At 72.0% G+C, this 18,890-nt stretch carries 15 protein-coding genes; 8 read left to right on the top strand and 7 right to left on the bottom strand.

Translation table 11 applies throughout. From position 1 onward, the window contains the following. Positions 1 to 20 precede the first annotated feature (20 nt). Positions 21 to 863, bottom strand: a complete 843-nt coding sequence (locus F4558_RS20065; protein ID WP_167945495.1) for an endo alpha-1,4 polygalactosaminidase — start codon at positions 861 to 863, stop codon at positions 21 to 23. Positions 864 to 977: 114 nt separating this feature from the next. Next, on the bottom strand, positions 978 to 2,051 hold the full coding sequence (locus F4558_RS20060) for a CAP domain-containing protein (RefSeq protein ID WP_167945493.1): 1,074 nt from the start codon (positions 2,049 to 2,051) through the stop codon (positions 978 to 980). 370 nt (positions 2,052 to 2,421) lie between these two features. Here F4558_RS20060 and F4558_RS20055 point away from each other — a divergent pair, with 370 nt between their 5' ends. From F4558_RS20055 to F4558_RS20045, 3 genes are all read left to right on the top strand, one after another. Further along, positions 2,422 to 2,616 (top strand): hypothetical protein, encoded by a 195-nt coding sequence (locus tag F4558_RS20055; protein WP_007456482.1) that lies wholly within the window; start codon positions 2,422 to 2,424, stop codon positions 2,614 to 2,616. 347 nt (positions 2,617 to 2,963) lie between these two features. Further along, on the top strand, positions 2,964 to 6,578 hold the full coding sequence (gene smc / locus F4558_RS20050; RefSeq protein ID WP_053652433.1) for a chromosome segregation protein SMC: 3,615 nt from the start codon (positions 2,964 to 2,966) through the stop codon (positions 6,576 to 6,578). After that, positions 6,578 to 7,198: an HAD-IA family hydrolase gene (locus tag F4558_RS20045; RefSeq protein WP_053652434.1), complete on the top strand. Its 621-nt coding sequence runs from the start codon at positions 6,578 to 6,580 to the stop codon at positions 7,196 to 7,198. Before smc ends, F4558_RS20045 begins: the two co-directional genes overlap by 1 nt. 8 nt (positions 7,199 to 7,206) lie before the next feature. Here F4558_RS20045 and F4558_RS20040 read toward each other — a convergent pair whose 3' ends face one another. From F4558_RS20040 to F4558_RS20020, 5 genes are all read right to left on the bottom strand, one after another. Beyond that, on the bottom strand, positions 7,207 to 7,734 hold the full coding sequence (locus F4558_RS20040) for a DinB family protein (RefSeq protein WP_053652435.1): 528 nt from the start codon (positions 7,732 to 7,734) through the stop codon (positions 7,207 to 7,209). Positions 7,735 to 7,776: 42 nt separating this feature from the next. Then, complete coding sequence (locus tag F4558_RS20035) at positions 7,777 to 8,271, bottom strand: universal stress protein (RefSeq protein ID WP_167945491.1); 495 nt, start codon at positions 8,269 to 8,271, stop codon at positions 7,777 to 7,779. After that, positions 8,268 to 9,857 (bottom strand): MDR family MFS transporter, encoded by a 1,590-nt coding sequence (locus F4558_RS20030; RefSeq protein WP_053652437.1) that lies wholly within the window; start codon positions 9,855 to 9,857, stop codon positions 8,268 to 8,270. Before F4558_RS20030 ends, F4558_RS20035 begins: the two co-directional genes overlap by 4 nt. A gap of 132 nt (positions 9,858 to 9,989) precedes the next feature. Next, complete coding sequence (locus F4558_RS20025) at positions 9,990 to 10,430, bottom strand: MarR family winged helix-turn-helix transcriptional regulator (RefSeq protein WP_053652438.1); 441 nt, start codon at positions 10,428 to 10,430, stop codon at positions 9,990 to 9,992. 26 nt (positions 10,431 to 10,456) lie between these two features. Then, entirely contained in the window at positions 10,457 to 12,169 is a 1,713-nt protein-coding gene (locus tag F4558_RS20020) for an alkaline phosphatase D family protein (protein ID WP_167945489.1), read from the bottom strand. Positions 12,170 to 12,252: 83 nt separating this feature from the next. Between F4558_RS20020 and ftsY the strand changes: the two genes are divergently transcribed. The 5 genes from ftsY (at position 12,253) to F4558_RS19995 (ending at position 18,666) form a co-directional block, all read left to right on the top strand. Further along, the gene (gene ftsY / locus F4558_RS20015) at positions 12,253 to 13,443 is read left to right on the top strand and encodes a signal recognition particle-docking protein FtsY (protein WP_167945487.1); all 1,191 of its coding nucleotides are present in this window, start codon (positions 12,253 to 12,255) and stop codon (positions 13,441 to 13,443) included. 6 nt (positions 13,444 to 13,449) lie between these two features. Next, positions 13,450 to 14,313, top strand: a complete 864-nt coding sequence (locus F4558_RS20010; protein WP_192580334.1) for an aminoglycoside phosphotransferase family protein — start codon at positions 13,450 to 13,452, stop codon at positions 14,311 to 14,313. A gap of 289 nt (positions 14,314 to 14,602) precedes the next feature. Next, a complete protein-coding gene (locus F4558_RS20005) occupies positions 14,603 to 16,015 on the top strand; it encodes an ammonium transporter (protein ID WP_053652441.1) in 1,413 nt (470 codons plus the stop codon). A gap of 25 nt (positions 16,016 to 16,040) precedes the next feature. Next, the gene (locus tag F4558_RS20000; protein ID WP_007456507.1) at positions 16,041 to 16,379 is read left to right on the top strand and encodes a P-II family nitrogen regulator; all 339 of its coding nucleotides are present in this window, start codon (positions 16,041 to 16,043) and stop codon (positions 16,377 to 16,379) included. 16 nt (positions 16,380 to 16,395) lie between these two features. Next, complete coding sequence (locus tag F4558_RS19995) at positions 16,396 to 18,666, top strand: [protein-PII] uridylyltransferase (protein ID WP_167945485.1); 2,271 nt, start codon at positions 16,396 to 16,398, stop codon at positions 18,664 to 18,666. The last annotated feature ends 224 nt before the right edge of the window (positions 18,667 to 18,890 follow it).

Here is an 18,890-nt window from a genome sequence, read left to right as displayed (position 1 = left end):
CTGTGGCCCGGCCGACCGTGTCAGGGCAGCGCGCACGCCTCCCGCCAGGCGTCCAACGCCCGTTCCTTGCGTATCGACGCGAAGCCGTAGCCGACAGTGGTGACGCAGAAGTCGTCGGTCGAGCCCGTGTATTCGACGTGGAAGACAGGCTTGCCCGCATCGGCGAACGGCAGCAGCTTGGCGCACTGGTCCAGCCGTACGCACTCCTCGTTCACCGCAAAATCGAAGTCGGGGGCCAGCGCCGCGAGCTGCGGCACGGCGTTGACCAGCCCGGGTGAGAGGTCAAGCGACCGGGCCAGCTGCGCCAGCCGACGGTTGAACAGCAGCTGGTCGTCGAAGCCGAGGGGAAAGCCGGCGCGGTGCTCGTACCCGTCGGCGTCGGCGAACGCCACGGCGCCGAAGCCCTTGCCCCGGCAGAGCCGGAACCGGTCGGCCAGCACCGGCTCCAGAGCGTCCCATCCCCGTACGTCCAGCCACCGGCTGCCGGGTCGGCGTGCGGCCGAGCCCTGCACGGTGGCGGGAAACCGGCTGGCGTCCGGGTCGGTCGAGCGCACCGAGCCGACGTACACCTGGCAGATCAGCCGGCGGTCGCGCGAGCGCAGCTCGGCGGTCTGCGCGGCGGTGGTGGCCACCGGGTCGAGCAGGAAGACGTCCGCGTCCACTGTCGGGTCGAGCGGGCCGCTGAGCTGCCACTGCCACTGCCAGTGGCGGGCCTGCCCGGCCGGCCACGGGGTGGGCGCGCCGGGCGGGGTCAGCTCGGCCCGGCACCCGTACACCGGTAGCACCAGGACGAGCGCGACGCCCGCCGACACGATCCGACGCAGCGGGCGTACGGCGGTTCGTCGCCGCGGCCGGATCCGCATCGGCAGCTCCCGGGTCCTGGGCGGCCCGTCGCCGCCGGCCGGTACGCCGCCCCGCGCTCCGGCCCGACGTACCTCACCGGGTCAAACGAGCGCGGGGGCGCGGACGACGCGCGGTCAGCGCGGCGCCGCGAAGACCTGCGTCCAGTACGGGCCGTTGCTACTGGCGATGCCGACGCCGATCTCGGTGAACGCGCAGTTCAGGATGTTCTTCCGGTGGCCGGTGCTGTTCATCCAGGCGCTCATCACGCTGGCCGGCGTCTGCTGGTTCCAGGCCACGTTCTCGCCGTAGGTGCGCCAGGCGTAGCCGACCCGGTCGAGCCGGACGCCGGGGTTGCTGCCGTCGCTGCCGGTGTGCGACATGTTCTTGTGGTCGGCCTGGTCCTGGCTGTGCCGCTGCGCGGCGGTCATCAGCTTGTCGTCGATGCTCAGCGCCTTGCAGCCGGCCTTGGCCCGCTCGGCGTTCACCAGGTCCACCACCTCGCGAGCCTGGGCGCTCACCGTGCCAGCGGTGCCGCCGGAGCCGCCGGAGCTGCTCGGCGCGGTGCTGCGGGGTGCGGTACGCCGTGACGCGGCGGTGGAGCGCGACGGCGCCGGGGTGGGCTTGACGACCTTGCTCGGCGTCGGGGTCGGCTGTGCCGTGCTGGGCGTGGCGGTGGGGGAGGGTGCGATCAAGGTGTCGCCGGCCGGTTGCTCGGCTTGCTCGGCGGGCGCGGCGGCGACGGTGTCGTCGACAGCGGTCGGCTCAACTGTCGACCGGTCCCCGCCGGGCAGGGCGAGTGCGCCCACACCGAAGCTCACCACGAGCGTGGCGGCCGCGGCGGCGCCGCCGATCAGCAGGGGGCGACGCCAGCGCCGCGGCGAGCGGTGTCGGCCCTCGCCGGGCCGGCCCTCGTCGCCGGTGCCGGCCCGCCAAGCGCCGCTGGTCTCCGCGTCAATCGGCATGGCGCTGGTCGGTGCCGCCCAGCCGCCAATGGCCTCCGCGTCGGTGGGCTCATCCATGGGTGCCGGCTGCCACCGGGAGGTGGGCTCCGTGTGGTGCCACCCGTCGCCGGGTTGGTCGGGGTCGTCGCCGAACAGGTAGGCCGAACGGGGCTCCGGTCGATCTCTCAGCCAGTCCGGCTCGTCGGTCGGCCGCTCGGCGCGCCGGGGTGCGCCGTTCGGGTCCATCGGGTCGGTCCAGCCGTGCACGCCATGCCTCCACGGGGTCGGTTGTTGGCCGGGGTGACGCTACGACTCGCCCACGAGCTGCGGCAACGTGGCTAAGGAAGAGTTAAGGGGAAGTGGGACGCCGAGGGGCGGACTTCCGGGAATCCGGGCGTACAGTAAAGGTGTCCGGACAGAGCGTGTCCGTGCCTTGTGGCAGCCCCCCGACAAGTGGACAGGTCGACGTGGAGATGATCTACGGCCTGCGAGAACTTGACGAACGAGGGGTTAGCGGCTCAATATATAGGTGTCGCCAGTCGCGCCCGGTCATGCCCAGATACACCTGGAATGGCAGCCGCGTACAAATGGGCGCGCGTTGGCCGGCCTTTCCGGCAGCGCATATCAAGGAGTCAGCATGGCGAAGGCCCTCTACGGCCACGTAGGTGCAGCGCCCGACCGGCGTCTGCTCGACGAGGTCACCCGACTGCGTGCCAGGGTTCAGGCACTGGAGTTCGAGATCACGCGTCTGCGTGCCGACAATGATCGGCTCGCGGCGGCAGCGGCGGAAGCGGATGATCTGCTTCGTCTCGCCGAGCCGGCGCTGACCTGATCTCCGGGTCGGAAAACTGAATCGCACCACCGCAAAAATGCGCGCCGACACCTCCGTGCCGGCGCGCAACGCTGTCCGGCTCCTTTTCCTCGGCCGATGATTCGTGATCTTGTATTCGGTGCCGCGCCACCCACCCGGACGGTTTCCGGAAATACGCGTACCAGCAGGCTGATCATGAATGCGCTTTGTCTTTCCGGTCACAGCCGCAGAGGCGGTCCGGCCGACTGCCGGCACGACCCGGGGCGGGTCGCGTGCCCGACGGCTCCCGCCACCGGGTTAGTCTGCGGGTTCACCCAGGTCCCCGCAGCCGGCGACGGTACGGCGGCCACCGGACGAGGATCGAGAAGGTGTATCTCAAGAGTCTGACGGTGCGGGGCTTCAAGTCCTTCGCCTCCGCCACGACGTTGAAGCTGGAGCCCGGGATCACCTGCGTGGTGGGCCCGAACGGCTCCGGCAAGTCCAACGTCGTCGACGCCATCGCCTGGGTGCTCGGCGAGCAGGGCGCCAAGGCGCTGCGCGGCGGCAAGATGGAGGACGTGATCTTCGCCGGCACCGCCGGTCGCGCGCCGCTGGGCCGCGCCGAGGTCACCCTCACCATCGACAACACCGACGGCGCGTTGCCCATCGAGTACACCGAGGTCTCGATCACCCGCCGGATGTTCCGCTCCGGCGAGAGCGAGTACGAGATCAACGGCAACTCCTGCCGGCTGCTCGACATCCAGGAGCTGCTGTCGGACTCCGGCATCGGCCGGGAGATGCACATCATCGTCGGTCAGGGCCGGCTCGACGGCATGCTGCACGCCAAGCCGGAGGACCGCCGCGCGTTCATCGAGGAGGCGGCAGGCGTCCTCAAGCACCGCAAGCGCAAGGAAAAGGCGCTGCGCAAGCTCGACGCCATGCAGGTGAACCTCAACCGCCTGACCGACCTCACCGCCGAGCTGCGCCGCCAGCTCAAGCCGCTGGGCCGCCAGGCGGAGGTGGCCCGCCGAGCCGCCGCCATCCAGGCCAACCTGCGCGACGCCCGGCTCCGGCTGCTCGCCGACGACCTCGCCACCCTGCGGACCACCCTCGACCGGGAGATCGCCGACGAGACCGCGCTACGGGAGCGGCGCGAGCAGATCGAGGGCGAGCACACCGAGGTGCAGGGCCGGCTCGGCGAGTTGGAGGCCGCGCTGGCCGAGGACGCTCCGCTGCTCGCCGCCGCCCAGGACACCTGGTACAAGCTGTCCGCCCTCCAGGAACGCTTCCGCTCGATCGAACAGCTGGCCCGGGAGCGGCTGCGGCACCTCAGCGCCACCGGCGACGACGAGCGCCCGGGCCGCGACCCGGACCAGCTGGAGGCCGAGTCGGAGCGGGTCCGCGAGCAGGAGGAGGAGCTGCGCGCGGCACTGACCGACGACCAGGTCCGGCTGGCCGAGGCCGTCGAGCACCGTCAGGAGCTGGAACGGCAGCTCGCCGCCGCCGAGCGGGAGCTTGTCGTCGCCGCCAAGGCCATCGCCGACCGGCGCGAGGGCATGGCCCGGCTCACCGGCCAGGTCAACTCGGCCCGCGCCCGCACCACGAGCGCCGGTGAGGAGATCGAACGGCTCGCCGTGGCGCACGCCGACGCGCTGGGCCGCGCCGAGCAGGCACAGGCCGACCTGGACGCGGTGGCCGCGCAGTCCACCGAGGCGGACCGGGACAACGCCGACCTGGACGCCCGGCACGCCGAGGCCGTCGCCGTGCAGGAGCGGGCGCAGGCCACCGTACGGTCGCTCGCCGACGCCGAGCGGGCCGCCGAGAAGGACGCCGCCACCTGGAAGGCCCGGGAGGAGGCGCTGGCACTCGGTCTGCGGCGCAAGGACGGCGCCGGCGCGCTGCTGGCCCGTGCCGGGGACGTGCCGGGCCTACTCGGCAGCCTCGCCGGGCTGCTCACCGTCGCGCCGGGGCACGAGGCCGCGCTTGCCGCCGCGCTCGGCGGGCTCGCCGACGCGGTGGCCATCAGCGGCGTGGACGAGGCCGTCGAGGCGATGCGCCTGCTGAAGATCTCCGACGCCGGCCGGGCGGGCCTGCTCGTCGGCAGTCCGGCGGGGCCCGGCATGACCGGCTCCGCCGACGCGCTGCGCCCGAAGCTGCCCGACGGTGCCCGCTGGGCACCCGACCTCGTCGAGTGCGGCGCCGAGCTGCGCCCCGCCGTGCACCGGGCGCTGCGCGACGTGGCGCTCGTCGACGACCTCGCCGCCGCTGCCGAGCTGGTCGCCGGCAACCCCGAGCTGCGTGCGGTCACCCCCGACGGCGATGTGGTCGGGGCGTACGCGGCGGCCGGTGGGTCGGCCAAGGCGCCCAGCTACATCGAGGTGCAGGCGGCCGTCGAGGAGGCGCGTACCAACCGGCTCGCCGCCGAACGCTCCGGCGCCGAGCTGCGCGAGCAGCTCGTCGAGGCGCGCGCCGAGGTGACCGCCGCCAAGGAGGCAGTGCAGCACGCCGCCGCCGAGAAGCGCGAGGCGGAGAGCCACCGCAACGCCGCCGCCCGCCGGCTGGCCGAGCTGGGTGCGGCGGCGCGCTCGGCGAAGGCGGAGACCGACCGGCTCGGTGAATCCCGGGCGCGCGCCGAGGCGGCCCGACAGCGGGACCTTGCCGCGCTCGCCGAGCTGGAGGAGCGGCTGCGCCTGGCCGAGGAGACCCCTGTCGACGCCGAACCCTCCACCGAGGAACGGGACCAACTCGCCGCCATGGTGCCGCAGGCCCGGCAGAACGAGATGGAGGTCCGGCTCGCGGTGCGTACCGCCGAGGAGCGGGTCTCCTCGATCGCCGGCCGGGCCGACTCGCTGGCCCGGCAGGCCACCGCGGAGCGCGCCGCCCGGGAGCGCGCCGCAGCCCGGCGGGCCGCGCGCACCCGGGGCGCGGGCATCGCCCGGGCCGTCGCGGCTGGCGCCCGGGAGGCGCTCACCCGGCTCACCACCTCGATCGCGACGGCCGAGGAGCACCGCGACGAGGTGGCCCGGGAACGGGCCGCCCGCGAAGCGGAACTCCAGGAGGTACGCGGGGCAGCCAAGCGACTGGCCGCGGAACTGGAGCGGCTGACCAGCCAGGTGCACCGCGACGAGGTGGCCCGTGCCGAGCAGCGACTGCGCATCGAGCAGTTGGAGGCGAAGGCGGCCGAGGACTTCGGGCTGGACGTGGAGACCCTCGTCGCCGAGTACGGGCCGAACCAGCCCGTCCCACCGACCCCTGTCGACGTCGCGACAGCCGAACGCGACGGCCTGCCGGTGCCCGAGCCGGTCCGCTACGAGCGGCCCGTGCAGGAGAAGCGGGCCGCCAAGGCGGAACGGGAGCTGGCCCTGCTGGGCAAGGTCAACCCGCTGGCCCTGGAGGAGTTCGCCGCGCTGGAGGAGCGCTTCAAGTTCCTCTCCGAGCAGTTGGAGGACCTCAAGGCCACCCGGCGGGACCTGCTCACGGTGGTCAAGGACGTGGACGAGCGGATCCTTGAGGTCTTCGCCAGCGCGTTCGCCGACACGGCGCGGGAGTTCGAGCAGGTGTTCACGGTGCTTTTCCCCGGCGGCGAGGGCCGGTTGATCCTCACCGACCCGGACGATCTGCTCACTACGGGTGTCGAGGTGGAGGCCCGCCCGCCGGGCAAGAAGATCAAGCGGTTGTCGCTGCTCTCCGGTGGCGAGCGGTCGCTGACCGCGGTGGCCATGCTGGTGGCGATCTTCCGCGCCCGGCCCAGCCCGTTCTACATCATGGACGAGGTCGAGGCGGCCCTGGACGACGTCAACCTGGGCCGGTTGATCACCTTGCTGGCACAGTTGCGGGAGAAGAGCCAGCTCATCGTCATCACCCACCAGAAGCGGACGATGGAGATCGCCGACGCGCTCTATGGCGTGACGATGCGCAGCGGGGTCACCCAGGTGATCAGTCAACGGCTCAACAGGGCCGATGAGGACGACCAGCGGCACAGCCGCGGCGAGGAGAACGGGTAGTGGCTCGGGAACGCGCGACGGCGCTCCTGCTGGATCTGGATGGCGTCCTGCGGCGGTGGGATCCGGCGGTCGCCGCCGAGGTGGAGCGAGAGTACGGCCTGGCCGACGGTGTGCTCAGCGAGATCGCGATGCAGTGGGGTCGGCTCCGGCCGGTGCTCACCGGGCAGGTCAGCCACGCCGACTGGATGAGCAGCGTGGCCGACGCGCTCGTCGAGCCGGCCGGTGGCCCGGACCGGGCTCGGGCGGCGGTGGAGCAGTGGCAGCGCTACCGGGGCGAGGTGGACACCGAGGTGCTCGACTTCGTCCGGGAGGTGCGCGCCGCGGGGATCCGGGTCGGTCTGGCCACCAACGCCACAGACCTGCTCGACGCCGACCTCGCCGCGCTCGACCTCGCCGACGAGGTGGACGTGGTGGTCAACTCCTCGACCCTCGGTGTGCACAAACCCGCGCCGGAGTATTTCCAGGCGGCGTGCGTGGCGGTCCGGACCCCGCCGGCCCGGGTCCTGTTCGTCGACGACGAGGACTGGGCGATCCGGGGCGCCCGCGCGGCCGGGCTGTCGGCGCACCGCTGGGGCGGGCACGCGGATCTGCGCTACCTGCGGGCGGCCCTGGACTACTGAGCCTGCCGTCAGTCGCCGGTGACGCCGTCGATCCGCTCGCGGATCAGGTCGGCGTGCCCGTTGTGCCGGGCGTACTCCTCGATCATGTGCACGTAGACCCAGCGCAGGCTGAAGGTGCGGTCTCCGTCGCTGCGGGTCAGCGTGAACGTCTCGTCCAGGGATCGTCCTGCGGTCGCGGCCCGGGCGGCCTCGACCTCGGCCCGGAAGGTGGCGAAGGCCGCCTCCGGGTCGGCGTCGGCGGCGGCGTGGAAGTCGGCGTCGTTGTCGGTGTCGTAGTCGAACAGGTCGGGTAGGACCTCGCCCGCGAAGCGCTGGCGGAACCAGGACCGCTCCACGTCGGTCATGTGCAGGACCAGCCCTAGCAGGCTCAGGCCGGACGGCTCGACGCTCGCCGTGCGCAACTGCTCGGCGGTCAGGCCGGCGCACTTCTGCAGCAGGGTCTCGCGGTGATAGTCGAGCCAACCTTCGAGCATGGTGCGTTCGTCAGCGACGAGCGGCTCATGTGTGCGGTCGATCTCGGGTGCTCTCCATGTCATCCGGACATCCTGTGGTCCGGGTACGACAAAAGCGACGGCTTTTCAGGGCACCACGACGACCGGCCAGCGCCCGGTGCGGACGAGGCGGGTCGCGACCGAGCCGACAAGCCGGTGACCGGCCTGCTCGGACGCGCCCACCACGACCATGTCGGCCTGGCACTCGTCGGCTGCCGCGCACAGCTCGGCGTAGGCGTCGCCGCGCCGGCACAGGAAGGTCACCGGCAGCTTCCACTCCTCGGCTCCGCGCCGGCACTCGCGACGCAGCTCGTCGGCCAACTCGTCGTGGGTGCGCTGGACCGCTGCGGCGTCCATCCCGGGCACGAGGGCGCTCAGCCCGCTCGACGAGCTGACGAAGACCACCACGAGGGCGGCGCCCTGCCGGCGGGCGAGACCGGCGGCGTAGGCGCCGGCCCGCTCGGAGGTGCGGGTGCCGTCCACGCCGACCAGGACGACCCGGGGGCCGTCGGTGCCCCGCTCGAACGGCAGCGGACGTGTCCGGGGGCCGAATTCCTCGCGGTCCGGTGCTCCGACGCTCATGCTGCTGCCTCCACGGCCGGCTCCCGCTCGACGTCGCCTGTCGTCGGTGCGCTGTTGTGCTGCCGCAGCGGCACCTCCTTGATGAAGATCACCGCGATAAGCGCGATAAGCGCGAAGGGGGCGGCGGCCAGGAAGATGTCGCCGGCTCCGTGGCCGTACGCGCTCTCCACCACGAGCCGGATCGGGCCGGGCAGGGTGTGCACGTCGGGCAGGCTCCCGCCGCTGCCGGAACTGGACGCGGGGATGCCGAGCTGCGACAGGCCGGCTGCCGTGTAGTCCTTGACCTTGTGGGCGAGCACCGCGCCGAGCGCGGAGACGCCGATCGCGCCGCCGAGGCTGCGGAAGAACGCCACCACCGAGCTGGCCGCGCCGAGTTCGCGCGGGTCGACTGTGTTCTGCACGGCGAGGACCAGGTTCTGCATGGTCATGCCCAGGCCGATGCCGATCAACGCCATGTAGACGGAGAGCAGGGTGAAGCTGGTGTCGGCCCGCAGCGTGCCCATCAGCGCGAACCCGGCGGTGAGCAGTGCCGTGCCGAGCACCAGGAACCGCTTCCAGCGTCCGGTGCGGGTGATGATCCGGCCGCTCAGCGTCGAGGAGACAAGCAGGCCGAGGATCATGGGCAGCGTCATGAGGCCGGACATGGTCGGGCTCTGGCCGCGGCTGATCTGGAAGTACTGGCCGAGGAAGACCGAGGCGCCGAACATGCCCACGCCGACGGCGATGCTGGCGACGACGGCCAGGACGATGGTGCGGTTGCGGAACAGCCGTGGCGGGATCATCGGCTCGGCGGCCCGGGTCTCCACCCGGATCGCCAGCGCGGCGAGCACCAGGGCGCCGAGCACCATGACGACGCTCTGCCCGGAGGCCCAGGCGAACTGGTTGCCGGCGAGCGAGACCCAGACCAGCAGCACCGAGACGGCCGCCGTGATGAGCGTGGCGCCCCACCAGTCGATCTGGGCCTTGCGCTTGACCACAGGCAGGCGCAGCGTCTTCTGGAGGACGACGAGCGCGGCGATGGCGAAGGGCACACCGACGTAGAAGCACCAGCGCCAGCCGAGCCACGAGGTGTCGACGATCACGCCACCGATGAGCGGGCCGCCGATGGTGCCGACCGCCATCACCGCACCGAGGTAGCCGCTGTAGCGGCCACGCTCACGCGGCGCGATCATGGTGGCCATGATCACCTGGGCCAGGGCCGTGAGGCCGCCGGCGCCGATGCCCTGCAACACCCGGCACGCGATCAGTTCGCCGGTGCCCTGCGCCGCTCCGGCGAGCACCGAGCCGAGGACGTAGATCACCAGCGACAACTGGACGAGTGTCTTCTTGCTGACCAGATCGGCCAGTTTGCCCCAGATGGGGGTTGTTGCGGTGGTTGCTAGCAGGGCGGAGGTGACCACCCAGGTGTACGCGGACTGGCCGCCGCGCAGTTCGGTGATGATCCGCGGCAGCGCGTTCGACACCACCGTCGAGGAGAGAATCGCGACGAACATGCCCAGCAGCAGGCCGGAGAGAGCCTCCAGGATCTGCCGGTGGGTCATGTCGACGACGCCGGGCGCCCGGGTTGGCGCTGTCGCCTGGCTCATCGTTGTTGCCTCCATGCGGTGTGGGGGTCACCGGGGCTCGCCCGCCTCGGAGGGTTGCCTGAAGCAACCGGGTGCTTTGGTTGCCTCAAGCAACAACTTGGCGGACGTGAGCGTCATTCCCCGCCGCGCGGGTCATTTCCAGGAGTCGTTGAACCTGCCGAGCAGGCGGGCGAACTCCTCGACGTCCCGGGCCGGCCAGTCGTCAAGGGTGCGCAGGAACTCGCCCACGCGGGCCGCCCGGGCGGCGTCGAACCGGCGCCGACCCTCCTCGGTGAACCTGATCTGCGCGGCCCGTCGATCACTCGGGTCGGGGTCGCGGTGGACCAGACCCAGCGCCTCCAGCCCGTTGATCTGCCGACTCAGCGTGCCCTTTCCCACACCGAGTCGCGCCGCCAGCTCGGTCAACCGGATCGACCCACTGCGCCGCAGCCAGAGCAGCAGCCCGTACGTGTTCGGTTCGAGGTTCGGGTGCACCTCCCGGGCGATCTCCCAGGAGACTGCCCGACCTCGACGCAGCAGGGCTGTCAACTCGTGCTCGACTGCCCGGATCGGCTCCGGAAGGTGCTCGTCCACGGGCTAGAGACTACGGCGGGGCCGGATCAGCGGTCGCCGGAGAGCCGCCGGTTCATCACCCGACGTAGGTGCCCCTCGCCCGTGGTGCCCTCGATGACGACGTCGGCCCGGCGACCCTGATGGGTCAGGGTGCCGACGGCGTTACCGAAGTACGGACCGGCCAGCTTGCGCCAGCGCACCCCCGGGCGACGGACGCCAGCCGAGCGGGCCAGCGCCCGTGTCGCCCCCGCCGGGCCGGACGACCAGCCCAGACGCATCAACGGGCGGATCCCGGCGGGCACCTGGTTGTGGATGGGCGAGCAGGTGAGCTGGTGCACCGGAGTGATCACCGATGGGTCGGCGAACCGCGCCCGAGCCACGTACGAGTGGTGCACGTCCCCGGAGAGCACGCTTATCGACGCCGGTGGGGCGTACGCCGGGCCGGCCCCGACCCGTGCCCCGGACTGCCTCGGCGTGCCGGTGCCGATCCGGGCGAACGTCTCCGCGAGCGCCTCGAAGGAGCGGCGGAAAGCAGCCCAGTGCTCCAGGTCGAGCGCCCGGCGCAGCTTCTCCGCCCCGCGTGCCACCCAGGGGCGGCGCGAGTCGGCGAGCTTCTCGTTCCACGACTCGATGTGGTGGATGCCCTGCGGCAGCAGCCACGGCAGCGAACTGCCGACCACCAGGTGGTCGTAGACGCCGTGCGCCTGGTCGAGGAACCACGCCCATTCACCGGGCGGCAGCATCGCCCGCTTTTCCGGCTCGAGCACCCGGCTGCACCTGTTGTCCAGCATGACCAGCCGGGTCCGGCCCAGGTCGAGCGCGTAGCTCCACTGGTACTGCACCGCGCGCCAGCGCTCGGTGTCGTGCGCCACGTCGGATTCCTTGTCGACCCGGGCACCGAACTCACGGAGCACACCAGTGGCGTCCTCGGCGGCCGATACCTTGGCGAAGACCGGGTCGGCGGTGATCTCGTCGGGGGAGAGGTTGCCCAGGTGCTGGTAGACCCAGTAGGAGGCGAGCCCACTGCCGATCCGCTCGGCCCACCACGGTTGCTCGCGCACCTCCGCCCGCCACGACGCGGACGTGTTCCAGTCGTCGATGATCTCGTGATCGTCGAAGATCATCACGCTCGGCACGGTGGACAGCAGCCAGCGGATCTCCGGATCGCGCCAGGACTCCAGATAGAGCTTCGTGTACTCGTCGAAGCTCACCACCTGGTCCGCCGGAGCGCCCTTCGGACGACGCCGGCGGCGACGCAGCAGCCGGCGCACAGTCGGCGAGGTCACATCGGCGTAGACCTGGTCGCCGAGCAGCACCAGCAGGTCCGGCAGCGCGTTCGACTCCGGGTCGGCCATCAAACGCCGGGCGTACGCGTCGAGCGCGTCCGGCGGCAGCTTGCGGGTGGTGGAGTGCTGGGTGGTCTCCCGACACGAGCCGAAGATCAGATTGACCGGCTGATCCCTGTCGTCGGCGGCCCGGGTGCGGATCACGCTCGGCGGGAAGCCGCTGCTCGGCACCGGCCAGACCACCTCGCCGTCGACAAGCACCTCGTACGTCGTCGTGCTGTCCGGGGTGAGGCCCTCCACCACCACGAGCGCGTAGTGGTGGTCGTACGCCGAGAAGGTGGCAGCGGTGCCGGTGGCGCCGTCGGCGGTGCGGACGGTGACCACGGCGGGCGCCGCCGTCTCCACCCAGACCGTCGCCCGGGTGTCCACCACGCGCCGCAGCAGAGGGCCGATCAGGAGGTGTGCGGCGGGCATGCGGCCGAGCCTACCGCCGGTTCGTGGAAGCGGCCGGGTGCGGTGGCTGGGACGCCGCCGCCGGCATCTGACAGGATTCCGGCATGGCCGAATATCTCGTCCTCGCTCTGGTCCTGCTCGGTGTGCTGATCGCCGGCACAGTCGGGCTGGTCGTGCCCCGGTTGCGCCGGAGGCCCGAGCCACCGCTGCCGCGCACCGAGGTCGACACACGCGCCGAGGAGGATCTCGCCGGCCCGCCGGTCGAGGCACCGGAGTCCGATCTGTCCACCGGCGTCCTGGTCGAGCCACCGCCGGTGATCGAGGCGCCCGCGCCCACCGTCGAGGTGCCCGAGCCGACCGCCGGTCGGCTGGTCCGGCTCCGCTCCCGGCTGTCCCGCTCGCAGAACGTCTTCGGCAAGGGCCTGCTCGGGCTGCTCGCCCGCGACCACCTAGACGAGGACGTCTGGGAGGAGATCGAGGACAGCCTGATCACCGCCGACGTCGGCGTCGACGCGACCCGTGACATCGTCGACAGTCTGCGCGAGCGCACCCGCGTGCTGGGCACCCGCTCGGCCGGTGAGCTGCGCGCGCTGCTCGCCGCCGAGCTGGTGAACGCCCTCGACCCGAGCATGGACCGGTCGCTGCGCACCGCCCCGAAGGACGGCGTGCCGGCGGTCGTGCTGGTGGTCGGCGTCAACGGCGCCGGCAAGACCACCACCTGCGGCAAGATCGCCCGGGTGCTGGTCGCCGACGGTCGTACCGTGCTGCTCGGCGCCGCCGACACCTTCCGGGCCGCCGCTGCCGACCAGTTGCAGACCTGGGGCGAGCGGGTCGGCGCGGAGACCGTCCGTGGCCCGGAGGCCGCCGACCCGGCCAGCGTCGCCTTCGACGCCGTCCGTCGTGGCATCGACACCGGCGTGGACACCGTGCTCATCGACACCGCCGGCCGCCTCCAGAACAAGATCGGCCTGATGGACGAGCTGGGCAAGGTCAAGCGGGTGGTCGAGAAGCAGGGCCCGATCGACGAGACACTGCTCATCCTGGACGCCACGACCGGCCAGAACGGCCTCGAACAGGCGCGCGTCTTCACCGAGGTGGTAAACGTGACAGGCGTCGTGCTGACAAAGCTCGACGGCACCGCGAAGGGCGGCATCGTGATCGCCGTGCAGCGCAAGCTCGGCATCCCGGTGAAGCTCGTCGGGCTCGGCGAAGGCAAGGACGATCTCGCCCCGTTCGACCCGGCGCAGTTCGTCGACGCCTTGCTGGGGACCGAGCCGGCCGGACGGGACGCGTAGTCTCGGGTGACCACTGACGATCGCGCGTACGCGGGCTGGCGTGATCCCGGCCACCCCTCGCAGCGCCTCGGGAGACCGTACGTGACTTCGCAGGAGATCCCGCTGCACGGCGGCAACGTGAGCACAGTTGTCCGCGTCGGGGACACGGTCCGCCGCAACGCCGGGCCGTGGACCCCGTCCGTGCACGCCCTGCTGCGGCACCTGGAGTACGTCGGGTTCACCGGCGCACCCCGGGCGCTCGGCATGGACGAACGCAACCGTGAGGTGCTGTCGTACCTGGAGGGGGAGTGCGGAGAGTATCCGCTGGCCCCGCACTGGGTCACCGACGAGGCGCTTGTCACTGTCGCCACGATGCTGCGGATGTTCCACGACGCGCAGTACGGCTTCACGCCGCCGCCGGGCGCGGTCTGGCGCTCGTTCGGCCCTCCGCCACCGGACACCGAGGTCATCTGCCACCACGACGCCGCGCCGCACAACGTGATCTGGCGACCGGACGGCACGCTCGGGCTGATCGACTTCGACCTCGCCTCGCCCGGCGCCCGGATCTACGACGTGGCGTACGCGGCATGGACCTGGGTTCCGATCTTCGCGGACCGGGACTCGATCACGCTGGGCTGGAAGCGTCCGGACCGTCCGCGTCGGCTGCGGCTGTTCGCCGACGCGTACGGGCTGATCCCCCGTGACCGGCATCGCCTGATCCGGACCATCCGCAAGCGGATCGTGGACCACGTCGAGGGCATCCGCCGCATGGCCGCCGCCGGTGAGCCGGCATTCGTCCGGATCGTGCACAAGGGGCACCTGCGCCGGCCGATGCGCGATCTGCGGCTGCTCGACTACGAGCGGCACGCCCTGGAGAACGCCCTCCGCTGAGCGTCACCCGCTGAGCGCCGGCCGGTCGATGCCCGGCCGGTCTCGGCGGGCGCGTCGGTCGATGGGTACCGCCGGTCGGCCATCGACATCCGCCGTCCGGACGATCCACCACCGTCCATGCCGACGACTGTGCAGACTCCGTGACACGTACGAAACAACCCGTCACCAAACGGAAACCCGCACGGGACCCTGCGTGAAACAGCCGGCCGCGAAGCTTCCGCGCAACCGGCCAACGGGCGACGCTGCCCCGGAAAGCCGCGAAGGAGGACTTCACCTTTAGGAGGCCAGCGTGCCTGAAGCACCGACGATCGACGGCGCCAATACCGTTTGGCTGCTGGTTTCGACAGCGCTCGTGCTGCTCATGACCCCCGGACTGGCGCTGTTCTACGGCGGCCTCAACCGGTCCAAGGGCGTACTCAACATGATGATGATGAGCTTCTCCGCCATCGGGCTCATCTCTATTCTGTGGTGGTTCTACGGTTTCAGCGTCGCCTTCGGGACCGACGTGAACGGCTTCTGGGGCGACCCGGGCGCGTACCTCGGCACCAAGACCTTCCTCGCCGAGACCGACCTGTGGGGTGCCACGGCCGAGAACCCCAGCGGCATCGGGGTTCCGCTCTACGTGTTCATGGCCTTCCAGATGGTCTTCGCGGTCATCACCGTCGCGCTGATCAGCGGTGCCATCGCCGACCGGGCCAAGTTCGCCGGCTGGCTGCTGTTCGCCTTCGGCTGGGCCACCCTTGTCTACTTCCCCGTCGCCCACTGGGTGTGGGGCGGCGGCATCATCGGCGGTGACATCCACGCGCTGGACTTCGCCGGCGGCACCGCCGTGCACATCAACGCCGGTGCGGCAGCCCTGGCCGTGGCTCTGGTGCTCGGCAAGCGGCTCGGCTGGCCGCGGGAGGGCATGAAGCCGCACAACATCCCGCTGGTCGCGCTCGGCGCGGGTCTGCTGTGGTTCGGCTGGTTCGGGTTCAACGCCGGCTCGGAGCTGACCGTCGACTCGGTCGCCGCGCTCGCCTTCATCAACACCCAGCTCGCCACGGCGGCGGCAGTGCTCGGCTGGATCGTTGTCGAGTGGATCAAGGACCGCAAGCCGACGATGGTCGGTGCCTCCTCCGGCGCTGTGGCCGGCCTGGTCGCCATCACCCCGGCCTGTGGCTTCATCGCACCGTGGGCGGCAGTGCTGCTCGGCCTCGTCGCCGGAGCCGTGTGCGCCGTGGCCGTCAGCCTCAAGTACAAGCTCGGCTACGACGACTCCCTCGACGTGGTCGGCGTGCACTTCGTCGGCGGCTGGATCGGCTCGCTCTGGCTGGGCCTGTTCGCCACCAACTCCGTCAACGCCGCGATCAGCGACGTGGTGGGTGCCTCCGACGGCCTGTTCTACGGCGGCGGCGTGACCCAGCTCGGGCGGCAGGCCCTCGCCGGTCTGATCGTCACCGTCTGGTCGTTCGCCATCGCCTGGGTGCTGGCCTTCGCCATCGAGAAGACGATCGGCTTCCGCGTCAAGGGTGAGGCCGAGGTCGACGGCATCGACATCGCCGAGCACGCCGAGAGCGGCTACGACCTGTCCCCGTCAGGTGGCGGCACGGGCAGCGCGTTCGCGATGGCCGGCATCGGCACCCCTGGTGGCGGCGCGACGAGCGGTGCCACGCCGGAAGCGGACTCCTCCGCGCCGGTCAGCGAGAAGGTCGCCGGTTAACGTTCCTGGGATGGAGGGGTTGGACATGAAGCTGGTGACCGCGGTCATCAAGCCGTACCAACTGGACGCGGTGAAGGAAGCTCTGCACGCCCTCGGGGTGGCCGGGTTGACCGTCAGCGAGGTGCAGGGGTACGGACGGCAGAAGGGGCACACCGAGGTCTACCGGGGTGCCGAGTACACGGTCGAGTTCCTGCCCAAGATCCGGGTAGAGGTGCTCACCGACGAGATCGACGTGGAAAAGATCGTGGACGCGATCGTCGGGGCGGCCCGTACGGGCAAGATCGGCGATGGCAAGGTCTGGGTCACCGGTGTCGAGGAGGTCGTCCGGGTGCGTACCGGCGAGCGCGGCCTCGACGCTCTCTGATCAGGAAGCGACCGACATGACCTCGTTGATCAAGGGGAACGCGTCAGCGGCCGACCGTGGCGCGAACCTCTTGATCAACGAGGTCGTCGGCGTACCGGGGGGCATCGGCGAGCCCGCCCGACAGGCGCGAGCGGCGGCGTACGACAACTTCCTGCGCGGTCTACTTCCTCCGCGGGACGGCGTCGCGCTGATCGCTGTGGGCGGGCTGGGACGGCGGCAGTGCGCCCCGTACGGCGATCTCGACCTGGTCCTGCTGCACGCCGGCGTGCCCGGCACCGACGAACTGGCAGCCTCGGTCTGGTACCCCATCTGGGACGCCGGCCTGCGCCTGGACCACTCGGTGCGGACCGTCTCCGAAGCGCTCTCGGTGGCCCAGGACGACGTCAAGGTCGCCCTCGGGCTGCTCGACGCGCGGCTGGTGGCCGGCGACCCGGCGCTGGCCGAGGCGCTGGTGAGCACCGCCGCCGACCACTGGCGGCGCACCGCGGTCCGCCAACTGGTGGGCCTGCGGGAGGTCACCACCGCCCGCTGGCAGGCCCACGGCGAACTCGCCTTCCTGCTCGAAGGTGACCTCAAGGAGGCCGCTGGCGGGCTGCGCGACGTGGGGCTGCTGCGGGCGATCTCCGCCGCCGGCATCACCGACGCGCTGCGACCCGCCGTCCGCGCCGCCCACCTGCGCCTGCTGGACACCCGGGACGCCCTGCACCAGCAGGTCGGCCGCCGGGTGGACCGGCTGGTCGCCCAGGAACGCGACGGCGTCGCCGCGCTCCTCGCACTTGACGACCGCGACGTCCTCCTGCGGCGCGTCGCCGGGGACGCCCGCACTGTCAGCCACGCCCTGGACGACGCCTTCCGCGCCGCCGACCGGCTGCGCTCCGGCCGCTCCCGGGGCGGCAACGGTCGACCCGTCCGCCGCCCGGTGGCCCGTGATGTCGTCGAGCACGACGGCGAGCTGGTGCTTGCCCGCACGGCCATCGGCGCACGCCCCGACCCGAGCCTGTCCCTGCGGGTGGCCGCCGCGGCCGCCGCGACCCGGCTGCCGATCGCACGGGCCACCTGCGAGTGGCTGGCCGCGTACTGCCCGCCGCTGCCCGCGCCGTGGCCGGCCGAGGCCCGGGCCGCGCTCACCACCCTCCTCGGCGCCGGTCCCGGCCTCGTGCCCGCCTGGGAAACCTGCGACAGGTACGGCCTTGTCGACGGCTGGCTGCCCGAGTGGACCCGGCTGCGCAGCCTGCCCCAGCACAACCCGGTGCACCGCTACACCCTCGACCGGCACCTCGTGCAGACCGCCCACGAGGCCAGCCACCATGCCCGCGATGTGGAACGCCCCGACCTGCTGCTGCTCGGCGCTCTCCTGCACGACATCGGCAAGGGCCTTCCCGGCGACCACAGCACCGTCGGCGTTCCGGTCGCCGAGGCGGTGGCGACAAGGATCGGCCTGCCCGCCGCCGAGGTCGAGCTGATCGGCCGGCTGGTCCGGCTGCACCTGCTGCTGCCCGACGTGGCCACCCGCCGGGACCTCTCCGACCCGGTCACCATCGCGTCGGTGGCCGAGGCGGTGGGCGACACCGGCACCCTCGACCTGCTGCACGCGCTGGTCCGCGCGGACGCGGCGGCCACCGGCCCCGCCGCCTGGTCGGACTGGAAGGGCAGGCTCGTCGCCGAGCTTGTCGCCCGCGTCCGCACCGCACTGGACACCGGCGTACTCCCCGAACCTCCGGCCCCGGACCCGGCGCTGCTGGACGGGCCGCTGCCGGTCGTCCACCTGACCGGCGACCGGGTGGCGGTGGCCGCGGCCGACCGGCGTGGCCTGCTCGCCACGGTGGCCGGTTGCCTGGCCCTGCACCGGCTGGAAGTGATCTCCGCGGACGCCTCCGTGGTCGACGGCCGGGCCCTGGTCGAGTGCCGGGTGCAACCCCGCTACGGCCTGCCGGCCGATCCGGTCCCGCTGCGCGCCGACCTGCGCCGAGCGGTCGGCGGCGACGTGTCGGTCACCCAGCGGCTACGCGGTCGTGCGCTCGCCGCCCGGGGCGGTGGCGCGGCTCCCCGGGTCGTCTGGCACCGCGAGGCGGCCACCGACGCCGTGCTGCTCGAACTCCGCGCCGCCGACGCCGCCGGGCTGCTCTACCGGGTCACCTGCGCGCTCGACGAGGCGGGCGCGTTGGTCCGCGCCGCCCGCATCTCCACCCTCGGCGGTGACGTGGTCGATGCCTTCTACCTGGTCGGCGGCTGGCCTGACGACGCCACCCGGGCCCGCCTGGAAGCCGCGGTCCTCGCCGCCGTGTAGTTCCCGTCGCGTCCCGGCTGCTGTGCGGCTCGCGCCCGGTCCTGGCTGCCGTGCTCGCGCCCGGTCCTGCCGTGCGGCTCGGGTCCGGTCCTGGCTGCCGTGCTCGGGTCGCGCCCGGTCCTGCCGTGTGGTGAGCGTGATACCTCACAGTCATATTGATACCTCTGTGTCATCACGCTCGCGGGGAGTCCGGCACCGAGGCGGGCCAGGCCCTCGCCGCTCAA

The sequence above is a fragment of the Micromonospora profundi genome (assembly GCF_011927785.1).
GTDB classification, from domain to species: Bacteria; Actinomycetota; Actinomycetes; order Mycobacteriales; family Micromonosporaceae; genus Micromonospora; species Micromonospora profundi.
Note: the sequence above shows the minus strand (reverse complement) of the source record. Positions and strands in the feature narration are given on the sequence as shown.